The sequence below is a fragment of the Paenibacillus sp. JT31N17 genome (genome assembly GCF_056269255.1).
Genome location: NZ_JBWDNP010000003.1, coordinates 449372 through 466100, shown reverse-complemented (window position 1 = coordinate 466100; position 16729 = coordinate 449372). Strand labels below are relative to the sequence as shown.

Below are 16729 nucleotides of genomic sequence, written 5' to 3'. Positions count from 1 at the left end.
TAGACCGTGTAGCTTCATTTTTTACCTATTTACGCACTGGAAAGGGTGAATTGAATTGATTTCGGTCAGTTTATGCATGATCGTGCGTAATGAAGAGAAGGTAATCGCACGATGTCTCGATTCGATTGCGGATTTGATGGACGAAATTATTATCGTCGATACCGGATCGTCGGATCATACGAAAGAAATCGTATCCAGGTATACGAATCATATATACGACTTCGAATGGATTCACGATTTTGCCGCCGCGCGCAATTTTTCCTTCAGCCATGCTACCAAGGATTATATTTGCTGGCTTGATGCGGATGATGTTTTGCTGGAGAAGGACCGTCAGGCATTCCTGAAATTGAAAGCCGGCCTGACTTCCGATTATGATACGGTCCTGATGGATTACGTCCTGTCCCGGGACTTTCAGGGAAATGCCCAGCTGTTTACACGCCGCAACCGGCTGGTTAAACGTGCGCGCAGTTTTCAATGGGTCAACCCTGTACATGAAGTGCTCGTTGTCGACGGCAAGGCGCTGTCTTCCGGCATCGAAGTTACCCACGCGCCTATGCGCGAGCATAAAGACCCGCTTCGGAATATTTCGATACTGGAAGAAACGATCCGCAAAGAACAGGGGAACATGAGCGCCCGGGTCCATTTCTATTATTCTAATGAGCTCATGGATCACAAACGCTGGGATGAGGCGATTGACAGCTATGAATCCTTCTTAAGGAGAGAAGTCGATTATTTTGAAGACCACCACGCAGCCTGCGGACAGCTTGCGCATTGTTATCATGCAAAAGGCGATGCGAAGAAGGAACTGCAGAGCCTGCTCAAATCCTTCGAGTATGACCTCCCCCGCGCGGATATTTGCTGCAGAATTGCCTATTGGCACGAGGAGCACAGCGATTACGAGAAGGCCATATTTTGGTATGAGATGGCGCTCGCACGGGAAATGCCCCCGAACCATTTCGGATTAATGAACAAAATATGCTGGACCTGGGCGCCGCACGTGCAGCTGGCAATCTGTTACGGGAAGCTCGGTCAGCTGGACAAAGCCTACGAACATACTGAAAAAGCTCTTGAATACTTGCCGGGCGATGCGAATCTGCTTGCCAACAAAAGCCAGTTGGAAGGCGCTCTCCGGTCACTGAAAGCTGCAGAAACCAAGGCTGCGGCAGAAACGGCGGCAATTAAAAACGAAGGAGGCGGATGATCCCCGTGAAGACGAGCATCATAGTCCTGACATGTAACGGACTCCCTTATACACAGAAGTGCATAGAGAGCATACGGGCATTTACGCCGCCGGATGCTTATGAACTGATTGTGGTCGATAACGGCTCGTACGACGGAACCGTGAAGTGGCTTCAAGATCAACCGGACCTTAAGGTCATCTATAATCAAGAAAATCTCGGTTTTCCGAAAGGCTGCAACCAAGGGATGGAGCTGGCCACGGGAGAGAATCTGCTCCTGCTCAACAATGATACGGTGCTCACGCCAAGATGGCTCGACCAGCTTCTTGCCTGCCTTTACAGCAGCGGAGAAGTCGGCGCGGTTGGTCCCGTCACCAACGCTGCCGCTTATTATTCGGCCCTTCAAGTGCCTTACAGCTCGTTGGATGAGATGATCCCGTTCGCCGAACAATATAACCGTTCTGATCCTTCGAAATGGGAGGAACGCCTCAAGCTGATCGGCTTTTGCCTGTTGATGAAGCGAGAGGTTTACGATGCCGTCGGCTTCCTGGATGAGCAGTTCACGCCAGGCAATTACGAGGACGACGACTATTGTCTTCGTATCCGCAATGCCGGCTACCGGCTTATGATTTGCACGGATACATTCATCCATCACGAAGGCAGCGCCTCATTCAGGGGTGACCCGCAGGCTTATTACGGGCTTATGCAAACCAATAGCCAGAAGTTTAATGAGAAATGGGGCTTCAGCCCGGAATATTCCCTGCTGATCCGTCATGAAATATTACAGCTTCTCGACGATCCTTCAGCGGAGCCGCTACGGGTGCTTGAAATCGGCTGCGCCTGCGGAGCTACGCTGCTCGAGCTTAAAAATTGGTATCCGAATGCCGAGCTGCACGGGATCGAGTTGAATTCGAGCGCAGCTGATATTGCTTCCCGATTAGCAAAGGTCCGCACCGGAAATATCGAAACAATGGATATCGAATATCCCGGGCTTTATTTTGACTATATCATCTGTGCGGATGTTCTTGAGCATTTAATGGAACCCTGGAATATTGTCCAGAAGGTACTTCCGCTTCTGAAAGAAGAAGGCAAACTGCTGGCCAGCATTCCGAACGTCGGCCATTATTCGATTATCCGCGATCTGCTGAAGGGGCAATGGAATTATACGGACAGAGGGCTTCTGGACGTGACGCATCTTCGGTTCTTTACCCGCTCCGGCATTGAGCGCTTATTCGCCGGAACCGGCTATGCCTACTTGCAGTTTCGCCGCAACATCATCCAGCCTTCGAAGGAAGACGAGACATGGATGGAGAACATGGCGGGTCTATTGGGCAGCGAGATGCATGAAGAATGGCGTACGTATCAATATTTGGTGAAAGCCTATAAGAAACAGCCGCTAATCACATCATCACGGACTGAAGCCAATGAGAGGCTGAAATCCGTAGTCCGCCGGATCGAATGGGATATTGAAATGGAGGATAGCCGTAAGGCACTGGTTGAAATGTTCCGGCAGCATGATGTAAGCGAACAGGATTTGGCCGAAGTTATCGGACAGGATCTTGTCTTTCCCGCGAAAACCGCTTCAATCGTCGCTGACATTCTGGTCGATAGCGGGATCTTTGATTCCAAGGAGGAGCTCCTCCAAAAACTGTTGAAGGAAATCGGCTGATATGAACGGTAAGGACCCGCGGAAAATTGCCGTCATCAGCTGTGTGAATAATGAAGCTAAATATGCGGAATGTCTGACATTCATTACGGCACTGAAGGTCCCGTCCGGGTTCACAGTCGAACCGATTGCCGTGAGGCAAGCCGAAGGTATGGCCGCCGGCTATAATCAGGCAATGGGCAGCACCGATGCCAAGTATAAGATCTATCTTCACCTGGATGTGCTCATTTTGCACCGGAATTTTTTTATCGACCTGATCAATTTGTTTGAAAATAACCCGGATATCGGGCTTCTTGGCGTTGTCGGCGCAAAAACGCTTCCTGTAAGCGGCGTCTGGTGGGAAACAACCGAGAAGGTCGGGAAAATCTATGACTCCATAAGCGGAAAAGCGGTGTTATCCGATTGGGGAGGGGTTGATGGAGCCTTAACAAGGGTTCAAGCGGTGGATGGCCTGCTGATGGCAACGCAATACGATATCCGGTGGCGCGAGGATCTATTCGGCGGCTGGCATTTCTATGATACCTCGCAATGCATGGAGTTTCTCCGTGCCGGTTATCAAGTCGCCGTTCCTTATCAACCAGATCCATGGTGCTGGCATGATTGCGACATCACGCCCCTCGGTGAATCCTATCGTCAAGACAGGAAAATATTTTGTCTGAATTATTTCCACCCGGAACAGCGAACATGACGATACTGCATGACAAACGACGAAGCCGGTCTCCTTCATGGATAAACCGGCTTCGCCGTTATGGGCAGACAGCTTAATTTTCTCTGAAAATATGGGACAGCTTGGATTTCACAATCTGTTTGGAGTCAAACTTTTTCTTGATTTTATGGGACCCGCTTATTCCAATTCCCAATGCCTCCCCGAAGTTCGCCTTAATCCATAGGAGCGCATCGACAAAGGCTTGCCCGCTTGGCGCCACTTCGATAAAATCCACGCCGGCTTCGAGGTTGAACCGGTCATTCCGGGGATTAGTCGAAACCAGAATGCAGCCGGTCGACATCGCATCGACAGCCGCCGTTGTGGGAAACCCGTCCAAGGCAAACTGATCGACCGTACTGCAGTTCAGAAATACATGCGTTTTCTCGTAAACGGATTTTAATTCTTCCGGACTTAATACCCCATAGCAGGTATAGCTCGTATTCTTCAGCAAATGCAAATGATCATGCCAGTCGCCCACCAGATTCAAATGAAACCCATCCGGAAGCCCGTTGAAGGCCTCGGCTAATAAAGGAAATCCTTTTCTTACGGAATTATAAGCGCAGAAAGTTAATTGTATCGGGGAGCTGATGGATTTCTCCGAATAGTTATACAAATCGGTATTAATGACAACCGGATGGTACAGACTCCCCGGAACAGCCTTCAGCACTTCCTCTATATTTGTGAACACCGTCGAACTATGCCGGGCCGCGATGCGCAGAAACTCCGCTTGTGTCCATGGGACAAGCCCTCCCCCGGGATATATCGTCGTATGGAGTCTGATTTTCCGTTCATCCATAAACGGCTTGATGTTCCAGTACGGATTCGAGCCAGGCATGTAGCTTCCATCCGGCAGAAAGCACTTGCCCAACAAGCTTAATGTAAGGTTTAGAAAAACACAATAAACATCGGTAATGCCCTCCGATGCCGCAATCCGGGTAAATTCGGAAAAGGGATACACAGGGGCGGGAAAGCTGTCATCAAACGGTTCAGCCGCAAAGAAAAGCGTATCCGGTTTTTGGCTGAACAGCTCCATGCTTTCCCAATAACGGAACCCGCTCAATTTCCATGGGAATCTGGTATCGATCACAGCCAGACGGCGCGAAGAGGATAGATAAGAAGAATCCTGCCCTTCTGCTGTCATGGAGCGCTCTCCTCCAATCCGGGAGATACCGCAAAGAGGACCGTCTCCTGCGCATAGATCGTATAATGTCCCAAATAAAAGCGGTAGCCTAATTGCAAGTCGTCAATATATTGTGCAATATCCCCGAAATCGCTTATTTGATGATAAAGGGTGATGGCCAGCTTTGGAGTGAACGCCTCCAACGTCTTCCTGGCTCCCTTCAAGGCGTTCAATTCGGCGCCTTCGACATCCATTTTGATAAAATCGACCTTTTGAATACTTCGTTCCCGGACCAGATCGTCGATTGATAGAGTCAACGTCTCTTCACAGGCCTCCGGAATTCTGTTAAACGAAACATAACTGGCCGGTCCCTGATCCGCATAATACAGCAATTGTTCCGAATGGCTCCAGACAGGACGATCCACGATTGAAATACAATCTTGAAGCTGCGCGTTCATGGACAGGTTGCGTTCCATAATCTTCAAATTGCTCGGTATGAACTCAATTGTATATACATGACCCTCAGCCCCGACTTCATGCGCGAAATAAAGCGCCGTGTCTCCGAAACACCCGCCGGCGTCAATTACAATATCGCCAGGGCCAGCTTTGATTCGAAAAGGCGGATTTGCATATTCATACTGTTTCTCAGCGAACGTGGCGCTCAAGCCGACCGATAAACCATACAGCTCAAGCTCATAGCCCAATGGATGCAAATCAAACCGCTGCAAATCCCATTGATGATAATGGGTCCTGATTGTGTCCCCAGCCCTGCCCAATTTCCTTACAAATTGTCTGCTGCTCCAATACGCGGGCGAGTTTAAAGGCAGCTTTACTTTTTTATTGCCCAATATGCGGAATGCCATCAGCTTGACGAGCAGATCACGCGAGGGCTGGTCGGCCAGAAGAGCATAGAGCCTGGAAATCCCGGTCAGATGTTTCAAGATGCCTGTCTGTTCCTGAACCGTATTGACAACGATCGCATCCGACGGAGGAACGTGCATCAATTCAAACAGTTCGATATCGATATTATAGAAATGCTCATTGGCCGAATTTTCCAGCAGCTCTATGACCAGCGAGTCCAAAAAATCTGCGGGTTTGCAGGCTCCCTTCCCCGCATCATACTGAACCGAACGCTCTGCCTCGAGCAGCTCCTGATTCCACTTTCTCCCGAGGTTCGGATCGGGAGATACTTCGACCGCTTTTGCATAATAGTACACAGCCTCCTGGAAACGTCCAAGATAATAGCAGAGAACGCCGAGCTTATACAAATGCATTCCGTTTCTGCTGTCTGCAATAAGCCCTTCTTTTAAAGCTCTTTCCACTGACTCGGCATTATCCGTCATCGCTTCAAGCTCACAACCTTTCAAATAATAGGCTTACCCGTACGCGTTAGTCCCCCTGAATCAGAGTATGACAGGCAATGTTCCGCGGAAACGGTATGCACCTATCGGCGATCCCCTGCTATCGCCAATTTTTACATCAATGAGTTTCCATTCATGCCTCTCACGCATACACTTTTTTAACAGAAGAATGTCCAAAAAAATTATGCAAAGGAGCTTCAATCGGATGATCGAGAAGGAGAAAGAGATGCCTGGTACAGGTTTGCCGCTTGTCAGTATCTTGATTCCTGCTTATAACAGGCCGCATCTCCTGGAGCTTGCACTGCGGAGCGCGCTGAATCAAACCTATCCATATACGGAAATCGTCATTTGCGACGACAGTTCTCATAACGGAGTTCAGGATATGATCAAGCCGTATTTATCCAAGCATTCCAAAATCCGATACTTCCGCAACGAGAAAAATTTAAGAGAAGACAATTTCCTGCGGTGTCTGGAGCTGGCATCCGGAGAATACATCAATTTTCTGAACGATGACGATTTGTTTCATCCTGAAAAAATAGAGAAAATGGCTCGCTGGCTTATCAGCAGGCCGGATGTGACGCTCGTTACTTCTTACAGAAAAAGAATAGACGAACACGGAGAAACGCTGCCGGACATCGTCAGTACGGCTCGAATCTCGCAAGCGGACATCCTTATGAGCGGCAAGGAGCTTGGCAATTATTGCTTGCTGAACGGCCTGAACATTATCGGCGAGCCGACAACTGTACTATTCCGAAAACATGATTTAACTGAAAAGTTCGGACACTATCAGGGCTATAAATATGTATGCATTAACGACCTGGCTTCCTGGCTGCATCTTCTGGGCAAAGGAAACGCCGTATACCTCGCCGAGCCTTTAAGCTGTTTTCGTCAGCATTCCTCGCAAAATCAGAACGATCTTGGGATGATCCTTCCCTCTGTGGAGCAGTGGTTTCAGCTTATTCAAGATACCCGGGCAAATGGTTTTATACCTTCCGAGCGGGATTTCAAGAGCGCGCTGCTTTCCTATTTGCGGAATTCCACCTATATTTTGCAATCGGTAATCGATGCCGGCCGTGAGGAGATGCTGCAGAGCCATCCCATTGAATCCACGATCGCGTCTTGTATGGGGGCGATCGTCCGGCCTCTTGGCGCAAAGCATGTCTGTGCATTCTGCCGGCAGAAGTTCAATGCCTTTCTTCCATGGCCGGATCACTTTGATTCTCCCGGTATCGCGTATGAAATGTGGAATAAAGAAACCGCTCTCTGTCCGGTATGCCATTCTTTGGACCGTGAGCGGCTGTTTCGGGAGTATATCGAGAGGGAAACCGAACTCTTGCTTCGTCCCCATAAATTGCTGCACATCGCTCCGGAGCCCAATTTACGCCGCTGGCTCAAGCAGTACCCGCATATCGAAAGCACATACGGCCAATTGGAGCCAACCGACGAGGAAATAGAGGATATGGACATTACATCCATACCCTACCCTGATAACTGCTTCGACGCCATTATATGCAGCCACGTTCTTGAGCATATTCCCAGCGATACAATCGCGATGCAGGAGCTTCACCGGGTGTTGAAGCTCGGAGGTTGGGGACTTGTTCAGGTACCGATAGCCTTGAATCTGGAGCGGACTTTGGAGGATGAAACCGTTTCGACACCCGAAGGCAGACGCGCCTTATTCGGACAGGACGATCACGTTCGGCTGTATGCAAAGGAAGATTATGTGGAACGGCTGATGGGAGCCGGGTTTGACGTTAGGCTCTTCAACTTGTCTGCCGCCTATGGGATCGAGGAAGCGAAAAAGGTTGGATTATCGGAGTCGGATAACTTGTACGTCGTGAAAAAAAATGAGGAAAGGATCTTCAGACATGACTGAAATCCCCTTTTTAAAACCCAACCTGGTCAAAAAAGAAGATTATCTGGATTTGCTTGCTGAAATGGACCTCTCCCGGATCTACAGCAATTATGGTCCGCTGAACGAACGATTCGAGAAGCGGCTATTATCCAAGCTGTTTGATGATGCCGGCAAGCTGACTACCGTCAATAATGCCACAACAGGGCTCATGCTGGCCATTTCGCGCTGCAAGCGCTCCGGAGGAAAATTTGCCCTGATGCCCAGCTTCACGTTTCCGGCGGCTCCGCTTGCCGCCATGTGGTGCGGGCTGGAGCCTTATTTTGTGGATATCAGGCCCGGCGACTGGTGTATGGATGAGAATCGGCTCGAGGAAGCAATCAACAGACTTTCCAACCAGGTTGCCGTTATCGTCCCCTATGCCGCGTTCGGCACCTGCATGGATTTGTCCGCATACGAATACTGGCAGCAAAAAGGAATTCCCGTAGTCGTCGATGCGGCTGCAAGCATGGGCTCCACCTGCCCTGATGGTCATTTCGGCAGAGGCTTCACAGGTGCTGTGATATACAGCTTTCACGCCACCAAAACATTTGGCATCGGAGAGGGAGGTCTCGTATACAGTGCCGATGCGGAGCTGGTCGCCGACATACGGAAGGCGGCGAACTTCGGATTTTCCGATAACCGGGAATCGACTATGCCGGGAATGAACGGCAAGCTGCCCGAATTCGCTGCAGCAGTCGGAATATCCACCTTGGACAGGTTTGCAAGCAAAACCATGGAAAGACGCAGGGTGTATAATCTTTATCTGGAGCAAATGGACCAAAAAGGCTTAATGAACAGAGGCTGGCGCACTCAGCAAGTAAAGGGGGGGATCGGATCCTCTTTTCTGCCTGTGCTTTGTCCCGAAAACCAATGCAATACGGATTATGTCAAGGGACTTGCCGGTCAAGGGGTGCAATCCCGGACTTATTTCTCCCCCGCCTGCCATCGTCAGACCATGTTTGCACATTGCCCTTCAGGGCCGCTCGATATGACAGAACAAATTGCCGGCCGCATCCTGAGCCTGCCCCTATGGGAAGAAATGGACGCCGGGCATGTGGAAAGGATCGTTCGGGAGGTCGATAACGTTGAAAGAGCTCGTTATATGGGGATGCGGGGGCCAAGCGAGGGAGGTTCTTGATTTATGCGATCAGCTTGGGCTTCCTGTTATGGGTTTCCTCGATGAACGTCCGGAAATGCGCGGGATCATTGTGGACGATCACCCTGTACTCGGCGATCTTGGCGACATCGGTCATCTTAAGGAGCGCATCCAAATTGTTATTGCAGGCGTAGGAAGTCCGGCGTTAAAACGAAGGCTCGCAGACAAAACAATCGCAGCCGGCTTTGATCCCGCACCTCCGCTTATCCATCCCGCAGTGCGAATTTCCAAGAGGAATCGTATCGGAACCGGCAGCATTCTGTGCGAAGGTTCAGTCTTGACCGTGAACATTGAGATCGGGAGCCATGTCATTGTAAACCGCTGCAGCACAATCGGCCATGATTCATCTCTGGGTAATTATGCGACCGTATCTCCCGGTGCCAATATCAGCGGCAATGTCACCGTCGGAGAAGGCGTCTATATCGGTACCGGCGCTTCAATTCGCGAGAAGATCAAGATCGGAGCATGGTCCGTTATCGGCGGGGGCGCTTTTGTAAAAGATGATTGCCGGGAATCGGCCCTGTATGCCGGTGTGCCGGCTGTATGGAAGAAAAATGTGTCAACTTGACAGAACTCCCGGATAAAAAGAAAACGGCATGAACGAACGTCGTTCATGCCGCTAGCTCTGAAGATGAGACGACCCGCGGTTACGATGAACCGCGGCCGCCGCGAAATTTTGCGGTGTGCGCTTTTGCCTCATCCGTGTTGGTCACCCGGTTGCGGCTCCATTCGATAAGGATGCGGTCAATATAGCGGAAATGAAGCTTGCCCGCAAACACAGCTTCCTTCAAGGCGAAAAGAATCAGCTCTTCCGCGTAATGATCCTGATCCAGCCAGGCGCTGATCGTCTCGCATTCCATGGGAGACAGCGGACGACCGAATTCCTGCTCGAACACCGAGAACAAATCTGCTGATTTCGCTGCGGCCGAACGCCGCTTTCCGCGGTCCGACTGAATGGCCTGCTTGGCTTCCTCAGCAAGCCATTCGGCACAGCGGATTATAAGTCCGTTCCAATTGTAGCGCTCCGACGGAATACCGCTGATGGGGTCCATATCCTCATCAATCATCAGCAGTCCCTCTTTCATCAATCTCCCAAGCTGCTGCCCCACCGCCTTGGAGCTTGTCCCGAGCCGCTCGGCCAGCTGCTCCGGGGTGGGAAAATCAATCTGCTCCAGCTGCCTGAAGCTCATCAATTGTATAAACAGCAGCATATCGCCATCGGAAATGCCGATGGCCTTATAAGAGCGCAATAACGCGGCAGGGACAACAACGCCGCCGCTGTTCATAGCGGCGGCCATTCCCCGGGCGTATGCTTTCCACATTTCATTTTTCAAAGGTCGCCCTCCAGCCCTGCAACCTGTCATTCCGCCTGCTGGAACCGGTCGTCAGCAATATAGTTAAGGATATAATCGGTAAAGGGTGCGCGGGAACGCGATCGTCTCGCGGACATGCTCCAGCCCGCAGATCCAGGCTACCGTCCGTTCCAGCCCGAGCCCGAAGCCCGAATGGGGTACCGTCCCATATTTTCTAAGATCCAGGTACCATTGGTAGGCCTCCGTTGACAGCTCATGCTCGGCAAAGCGCTCCGCCAGCAGCTGCGGATCATCAATCCGCTGCGAGCCGCCGATAATTTCCCCATATCCTTCGGGAGCAATCATATCGGCGCATAACACAACCTCCGGCCGGTTTGGATCCGGCTTCATGTAGAAAGCCTTGAAAGAGGTCGGATAATGGGTGATGAATACCGGACGATCGAAACTTGCGGCAATAGCCGTCTCATGCGGTGCGCCGAAATCCTCGCCCCAGGGAATCTCAAAGCCTTGATCGTTCAGCATCTTGATGGCCTCGTCATACGTAATGCGCGGGAAAGGCGCCTGGATGGCTTCCAGCTTCGAGACGTCGCGTCCCACCGTCTCAAGCTCCCGGCGGCAGTTCACCAGAACCGACTGCACGACATAAGCAATAAACTGCTCCTGGACGCGCAGGTTCTCCTCATGGTCGACAAATGCCATCTCCGGCTCAATCATCCAGAACTCGATCAGATGGCGGCGCGTTTTGGATTTCTCCGCCCGGAAGGTCGGACCGAAGGAATACACTTTGCCGAGTGCCATAGCCGCCGCTTCCATATATAATTGGCCGCTCTGCGTCAAATAAGCGTCTTCATCAAAATATTTGGTATGAAACAGATTCGTCGTACCCTCGCATGACGACGGCGTCAGCACCGGCGGATCCACCAAAGTGAACCCGCGCTCATCGAAGAACTGCTGAATGGCCCGGATGATCTGGGCACGGATAACCAGAATCGCCCGCTGCTTGGTGGAGCGCAGCCACAGATGACGGCGGTCCATCAGAAAGTCGACCCCATGCTCCTTCGGGGTAATCGGATAATCCTGCGTGAGCTGGATGATCTCGATTTCCTGCACGGTCAGCTCATAGCCGGACGGACTCCGCGGCTCCGCACGCACTTCTCCCTTTACATACAGCGAGCTCTCCTGCGTCAGCTGCTGGGCTGCTGTCCACACTTCTTCCGGCACCTCGCTTTTGACTACAACGCCCTGCACATATCCTGTGCCGTCGCGAAGCTGCAAAAACTGGATTTTGCCGCTGGAGCGTTTGCCGCCGAGCCAGCAGCCGATCCATGCCGATTCGCCGGTATGCTGGGCCAATTGTCCAATCGTCGTTAATGCTCTCATCTATTTATCCCGTCCTTTGTAGCGGAAGCGGCCTCTCTCAAGCAAGCGGCTTCGCCAATTGATAGGTATCCCGTGCGATCAGAAGCTCCTCATTCGTGGGAACAACGAGCACGCTCACTCGCGAATTCTCTGCCGATATATAGCGGGCTTCCCTGCTCCGCTCTGTATTCCGCCCGTCATCCAGCTCAATCCCCAGGAAAGTTAGATTATCGCACACCGCTTTCCTGACAGCAACCGAATTCTCTCCGATCCCTGCAGTAAATACAAGAACATCCAATCCGTTCATCCCCGCCGCATAAGCCCCGATATATTTGCGAAGCCTGTAGGTAAACATGTCAAAAGCCAGCTTCGCCTGCTTGTCGCCTTCATTCATCGCTTCCGTGATTTCCCGCATATCGCTGCTGATGCCGCTGATCGCCTGAAGTCCGCTATGCTTGTTGAGCATGGAATTCACTTCGTTCAAGGTCAGCTCTTCCTTATTCATCGTGAATGGCACAATAGCCGGGTCCAGATCTCCGCTGCGCGTCCCCATCATCAAGCCTTCAAGCGGCGTCAGCCCCATACTTGTATCGTAAGAGCGTCCATTCATAATAGCGGCGCAGCTGGCCCCGTTTCCAATATGGCAGGTGATCATTTTCAAGGATTCCAGAGGCTTGCCAAGCTTCACAGCCGCCTGCTGGCTGACATAGTTATGGGACGTCCCGTGAAACCCGTAACGGCGGATCTTATGACGGCGGTACAGCACCATCGGGATGGGGTAAAGGAAGGTTTCCTGCGGCATTGTCTGATGAAAAGCAGTATCGAAAACGACGACCTGCGCCACTTGCGGCAAATTCGTCTCCACCGCCGTAATGCCCATCATGGCTGGCGGATTATGTAAAGGCGCCAGATCAAACAGCCGCCGGATTTCCTGCTTGACCTCCTGCGTAACCAGGGTCGATTGTTTGAAGCTCTCACCGCCATGCACTACCCGGTGGCCTACGGCTTTGATCTCGTCCAGGGAGCGGATCACCCCATGCTCAGGATGAGTCAGCATTTCGCTGACCTTCCTCACAGCCGCATTATGATCGAGAATCTCGCTGACGTCCCGCGTCTCCGGCTTGCCGGCCGTTTCATGGGTGATGATCGACGAATCCATTCCGATGCGCTCCACGCTGCCGTGAGCAAGCACCGCTTCATTGACCATATTGTACAATTGATATTTCAGCGAGGAGCTGCCTGCGTTCATAACAAGTATAATCACTGCCTGATCCCATCCTTATCATAGTTGAAAAACCCTGCGCCGCTTTTTACACCGAGCTGGCCTCCGCGCACCATTTTCTTGAGTACGATGGAAGGGCGGTATTTCAGCTCGCCATATTCGCGGAACATCCGTTCAAGCGCCGCCAGCACGGCATCAAGGCCAAACCGGTCAGCCATCTCGAAAGGGCCGTTCTGGAAGGCATAGCCGATTCTCATGGCGCTGTCGATATCTTCGGCCGAAGCGACGCCTTCTTCCAGTACATGAAGCGCCTCATTGATAAACAGGCAGATCAGCCTGGTGGTAACGAACCCTGGTGATTCGAATACCATGATGCCCTTCTTTTGAATGACATGCTCAACAAAATCTTTGGTCTGCGTGAAGGTTTCATCCGAGGTTTTCAACCCGCGCACGATTTCCACCAGATCCGTCCGGTTAACCGGATAGACAAAATGCATGCCTATGACGCGCTGCTGATATCGGGTCACACTGGCCAGCTCCGTCAAGCTGAGCGTTGACGTATTGCTGGCCAAAATAACCTCAGGTCCGCAGAGCTGATCAAGCCGCTCAAAAATCATTTTCTTGCTTTCCAGATCCTCGGTGATCGTCTCGATGATAAGCTCGCATCCCGCCAGCTCGGCCAGCTCACCGGTAGGATGAATCCGGTTCAGCGCCAGCTTCTTCTCCGCCTGGGTCAGCGCCCATTTCTCAATTTGGCGATCAAGATTCTGCTCAATCTGAAGCAGCGCCTGCGACAGTTTCTCTTCCGAATGCTCAGTCAGATAAACTTCAAGGCCATGGAAAGCCAGCATTTCGGCAATGCCTTGACCCATGGTACCGGCGCCTACAACACCTATTTTACGCATAATCAATTATGTCATCCTCCAGCAATGCTTCTTTTTCAGGAGCAATTTGTGAGCGTGCCAATCGGTATCATCTTAATTATAACGTTTTTGCGCAAAAAAAGAAGGCGGACCCTAAGTCCGTCTTCTCAATATGAATTTTAGGCCATACTCATGTGGTCGCGTTCATCCGATGCAGCTTCGTTATCCTGAAGCAGGGAGCGGAAGCGGTCCCCGCCCAGCGTTTCTTCGGCAACAAGAACATCAAGCGAATGCAGGAAAACCTTCTTATGTTCAGCAAGCATCTTTTTGATCCTGTCCATCTGCTCGTCGAGTATCGATCTGGTGATGGTCGCCCAGCGGTCAGGCGTCATCATGGACCCGTCTATGATGCCAAGCTCCGTCAGGCCGGATTCCACCATCGACCGGACGATGCTCATCGCCTGATCAAAGTCGCCCCGCGAGCCTGTGCTGCGGCCGCCATAGAATAACTCTTCCGCCGCAGCCCCGCCCAGCGCGATCATAATTTGACCTTCAAGGAACTCCTGGGTATAAAGATAATGGTCCTGCTGCGGATTGTGGCGCACATAACCGAGTGCTTGCCCCCTTGGGGACAGCGCTACCTGCGATACACTTCCCGGCCGCACCAGCTCTGCGGCGATGGCATGCCCAAGCTCATGAAGCGCGACGCGTTCCCGCTCCTCCTTGGTCGACTCGCGGTCCGTTTTCTCGCCCATCATCACCTTATCGATCGCCATCGACAGATGGCGCTGGGAGATAGCCTCGCTCTCCTCGCGCATCGCGTAGATGGCCGATTCATTCATAACACTCTCAAGCTGGGCGCCGGAGAAACCAAACGATTCCTCCGCAATCTTCCCCAGATTCACTTCGTCATGCAGCGGCTTGTTGCGGGCATGAATCCGCAGAATATGATCACGGCCCTTCTTGTCGGGCAGATCGACGGTGATATGCCGGTCGAACCGTCCGGGACGGAGCAGGGCGCTGTCCAGCGTTTCCTTGCGGTTCGTCGCTCCGATTAAGAGAATACGCGGCTTGTCGGCCGTATGAATGCCATCCATCTCCGTCAGCAGCTGATTCAGCGTCTGGTCGTATTCCTTATGCTGACCTCCGTCGCGTTTGCCGCCGATCACATCAATCTCGTCGATAAAAATAACGGCGCTTCCCTTGTCGGCTTTGGCCGCCTTCTGCCTTGCTTCCTTGAACAAATCGCGGATCCGGCTGGCGCCGACACCCACATACATCTCCACGAATTCGGAGCCCGAAGCTGCAACATAGACAGAATCGGTGTAGGTTGCGGCCGCTTTGGCAAGCAGCGTTTTGCCTGTACCGGGAGGCCCTGCAAGCAGGATACCCTTGAGCGGTCTAATTCCGAACTTGGATATCCGCTCTTCCTGCACGAGAAAATCAAGCGCCTCGACGAGCTCCTGCTTGGCCCTTTCCTGACCTCCGATTTCGTCAAAAGAAAGGGGCGCAGCCGCTCTCGGCTTGCTTTTGCGCTCGCCGCCGATCGTTGCCAAATTGCCGCGGGAACGCACGACATACAACAAACCGATGACCAAAGCCATAAAAAACACAAGAGGAACCATATTCAGACCTACAATAAATTGCAAAAATAAAATCAGAACCGGGAAAAAACCAAGCGCTATTTCCTTGATATAATTACGCATTCGGCCACGCTCCCAACTGCTCCGGCGCTCTCGGCAGAACGACATGCTTGACGGAGTCGCCGTCTTTCAACGTAATATAAACATTCTCGTTATCCATTTCCGAAACAGCCTGAATGCCGTCGAACCGCTGCTCTGCCTGCTTTAGCGTCTTAGGAATATCCGCATAGTTGCGGTGATCCATCGCCTGGGCAATTCCGAAGAGCATGGAGGACCATACATCGTTTAACTTGTCCTGATTGGTGCCCTCCTTAATTTGAAGACGAAGCTCGCGGCTGCCAATAACGGATTTTCCTTCACTGGTGATCTTGTCATAGACCTCTCTGACATCGGCATTCTTGTCCAGCGTCAGTTCAACGGTTACGCTATTTTGATTAATGTCCGGCTTTGCTTCCGTTACGCCGGGGATTTGCGACAGAATCTGCTCAAATGGTTTGACAGTTGCCATATTTCTGTACATATACCAGCCGCCGACAAGCAAGCATGCTGATAATACAGCAGTAATTAAAGTGGGAATCCATTTAATTTTCATGGCATGAAGCCTCCTTTGCCGAACGATATGATATATTTGTATCTATCATCTTTGCTATACGATAGTATATCATATTTTCAGCCCGATAGGCATGAGAAAAAACAGGGAATGCCTGGCCCGATTGCGGCTGCATTCCCTGTTAAGAGGTGTTTATCCAGATGATAATGTATAAGTGATGATGAATGAACCATCTCTGAATTTATAAAAATCATAATAATTATATTGCGCGGACGCCTGCTTGCCGGAATAAAACACTTCCCAAACCGGCTCTCCTCCCAGCATTCCGAGCTTAATATGATAGAGCTCCGCCGCCTGTTTGTTTTGCAGAAAACGGGATTTGATCTCCGACTCGGACACGCCTTCTTTGGCTTTGAGTTTAAGCGGCTCCTTCGTCATCCATACATAAGCGTCATCGCCGTCCTGATCCTTTCCTTGCACAACCCAAACAGGCTGATCCCAGACAAACTTGTGTGAATCGGTTGCTTCCTTAAGCTCACCGGCTTTTACCGCCGATGCTTCTATGCTGCGTTCTTCCTCCCAGAGCGAGGATTGCACCGAGCGGTAGTACGTGTTCAATCCGACAAGGATCAGAATGACGATCACGATACCAAACAGGAACCACTTGCCCTTGCTCATGACGGACGGTCGCCGTTGAC

The 16729-nt window shown here is 51.5% G+C and carries 15 protein-coding genes; 6 read left to right on the top strand and 9 right to left on the bottom strand.

Annotated features, from left to right (window positions below):
• The first annotated feature begins 55 nt into the window (after positions 1-55).
• Genes AC0YOB_RS13945 through AC0YOB_RS13935 form a run of 3 tightly spaced genes read left to right on the top strand, consistent with a single transcriptional unit; the run spans position 56 to position 3532 of the window.
• Positions 56-1201: a glycosyltransferase gene (locus AC0YOB_RS13945; RefSeq protein WP_475793301.1), complete on the top strand. Its 1146-nt coding sequence runs from the start codon at positions 56-58 to the stop codon at positions 1199-1201.
• 5 nt (positions 1202-1206) lie between these two features.
• Positions 1207-2847 (top strand): glycosyltransferase, encoded by a 1641-nt coding sequence (locus AC0YOB_RS13940; protein ID WP_475793300.1) that lies wholly within the window; start codon positions 1207-1209, stop codon positions 2845-2847.
• A 1-nt stretch (position 2848) separates the two neighbouring features.
• Positions 2849-3532: a glycosyltransferase family protein gene (locus tag AC0YOB_RS13935; RefSeq protein ID WP_475793299.1), complete on the top strand. Its 684-nt coding sequence runs from the start codon at positions 2849-2851 to the stop codon at positions 3530-3532.
• A 73-nt stretch (positions 3533-3605) separates the two neighbouring features.
• Here AC0YOB_RS13935 and AC0YOB_RS13930 read toward each other — a convergent pair whose 3' ends face one another.
• Complete coding sequence (locus AC0YOB_RS13930; RefSeq protein ID WP_475793298.1) at positions 3606-4691, bottom strand: glycosyltransferase; 1086 nt, start codon at positions 4689-4691, stop codon at positions 3606-3608.
• Positions 4688-5944 (bottom strand): FkbM family methyltransferase, encoded by a 1257-nt coding sequence (locus AC0YOB_RS13925; protein WP_475793297.1) that lies wholly within the window; start codon positions 5942-5944, stop codon positions 4688-4690. The genes AC0YOB_RS13930 and AC0YOB_RS13925 overlap by 4 nt, the downstream gene beginning before the upstream one ends.
• 292 nt (positions 5945-6236) lie before the next feature.
• On the opposite strand from AC0YOB_RS13925, the gene AC0YOB_RS13920 reads away from it, so the two are divergent.
• Genes AC0YOB_RS13920 through AC0YOB_RS13910 form a run of 3 tightly spaced genes read left to right on the top strand, consistent with a single transcriptional unit; the run spans position 6237 to position 9649 of the window.
• Positions 6237-7907: a glycosyltransferase gene (locus AC0YOB_RS13920; RefSeq protein WP_475793296.1), complete on the top strand. Its 1671-nt coding sequence runs from the start codon at positions 6237-6239 to the stop codon at positions 7905-7907.
• On the top strand, positions 7900-9063 hold the full coding sequence (locus AC0YOB_RS13915; RefSeq protein ID WP_475793295.1) for a DegT/DnrJ/EryC1/StrS family aminotransferase: 1164 nt from the start codon (positions 7900-7902) through the stop codon (positions 9061-9063). The genes AC0YOB_RS13920 and AC0YOB_RS13915 overlap by 8 nt, the downstream gene beginning before the upstream one ends.
• A complete protein-coding gene (locus tag AC0YOB_RS13910) occupies positions 9011-9649 on the top strand; it encodes an acetyltransferase (protein ID WP_475793294.1) in 639 nt (212 codons plus the stop codon). The genes AC0YOB_RS13915 and AC0YOB_RS13910 overlap by 53 nt, the downstream gene beginning before the upstream one ends.
• A 79-nt stretch (positions 9650-9728) precedes the next feature.
• Here AC0YOB_RS13910 and AC0YOB_RS13905 read toward each other — a convergent pair whose 3' ends face one another.
• The 7 genes from AC0YOB_RS13905 to AC0YOB_RS13875 form a co-directional block, all read right to left on the bottom strand.
• Positions 9729-10415 carry a DnaD domain protein gene (locus AC0YOB_RS13905; protein WP_210041327.1) on the bottom strand — a complete coding sequence of 229 codons (687 nt, stop codon included), beginning with the start codon at positions 10413-10415 and terminating at the stop codon, positions 9729-9731.
• A gap of 63 nt (positions 10416-10478) precedes the next feature.
• Positions 10479-11774, bottom strand: coding sequence for an asparagine--tRNA ligase (asnS, locus tag AC0YOB_RS13900; RefSeq protein WP_475793293.1), 1296 nt, complete (start codon positions 11772-11774; stop codon positions 10479-10481).
• A gap of 37 nt (positions 11775-11811) precedes the next feature.
• Positions 11812-13017, bottom strand: coding sequence for an acetate kinase (locus AC0YOB_RS13895; protein ID WP_475793292.1), 1206 nt, complete (start codon positions 13015-13017; stop codon positions 11812-11814).
• Positions 13014-13880, bottom strand: a complete 867-nt coding sequence (locus AC0YOB_RS13890; protein ID WP_475793563.1) for a 3-hydroxyacyl-CoA dehydrogenase family protein — start codon at positions 13878-13880, stop codon at positions 13014-13016. Before AC0YOB_RS13890 ends, AC0YOB_RS13895 begins: the two co-directional genes overlap by 4 nt.
• A gap of 137 nt (positions 13881-14017) precedes the next feature.
• Positions 14018-15544: an AAA family ATPase gene (locus AC0YOB_RS13885; RefSeq protein ID WP_475793291.1), complete on the bottom strand. Its 1527-nt coding sequence runs from the start codon at positions 15542-15544 to the stop codon at positions 14018-14020.
• Positions 15537-16073, bottom strand: a complete 537-nt coding sequence (locus AC0YOB_RS13880; protein ID WP_475793290.1) for a hypothetical protein — start codon at positions 16071-16073, stop codon at positions 15537-15539. Before AC0YOB_RS13880 ends, AC0YOB_RS13885 begins: the two co-directional genes overlap by 8 nt.
• 150 nt (positions 16074-16223) lie before the next feature.
• Positions 16224-16709, bottom strand: coding sequence for a cell wall elongation regulator TseB-like domain-containing protein (locus AC0YOB_RS13875; RefSeq protein WP_475793289.1), 486 nt, complete (start codon positions 16707-16709; stop codon positions 16224-16226).
• Positions 16710-16729: the final 20 nt, after the last annotated feature.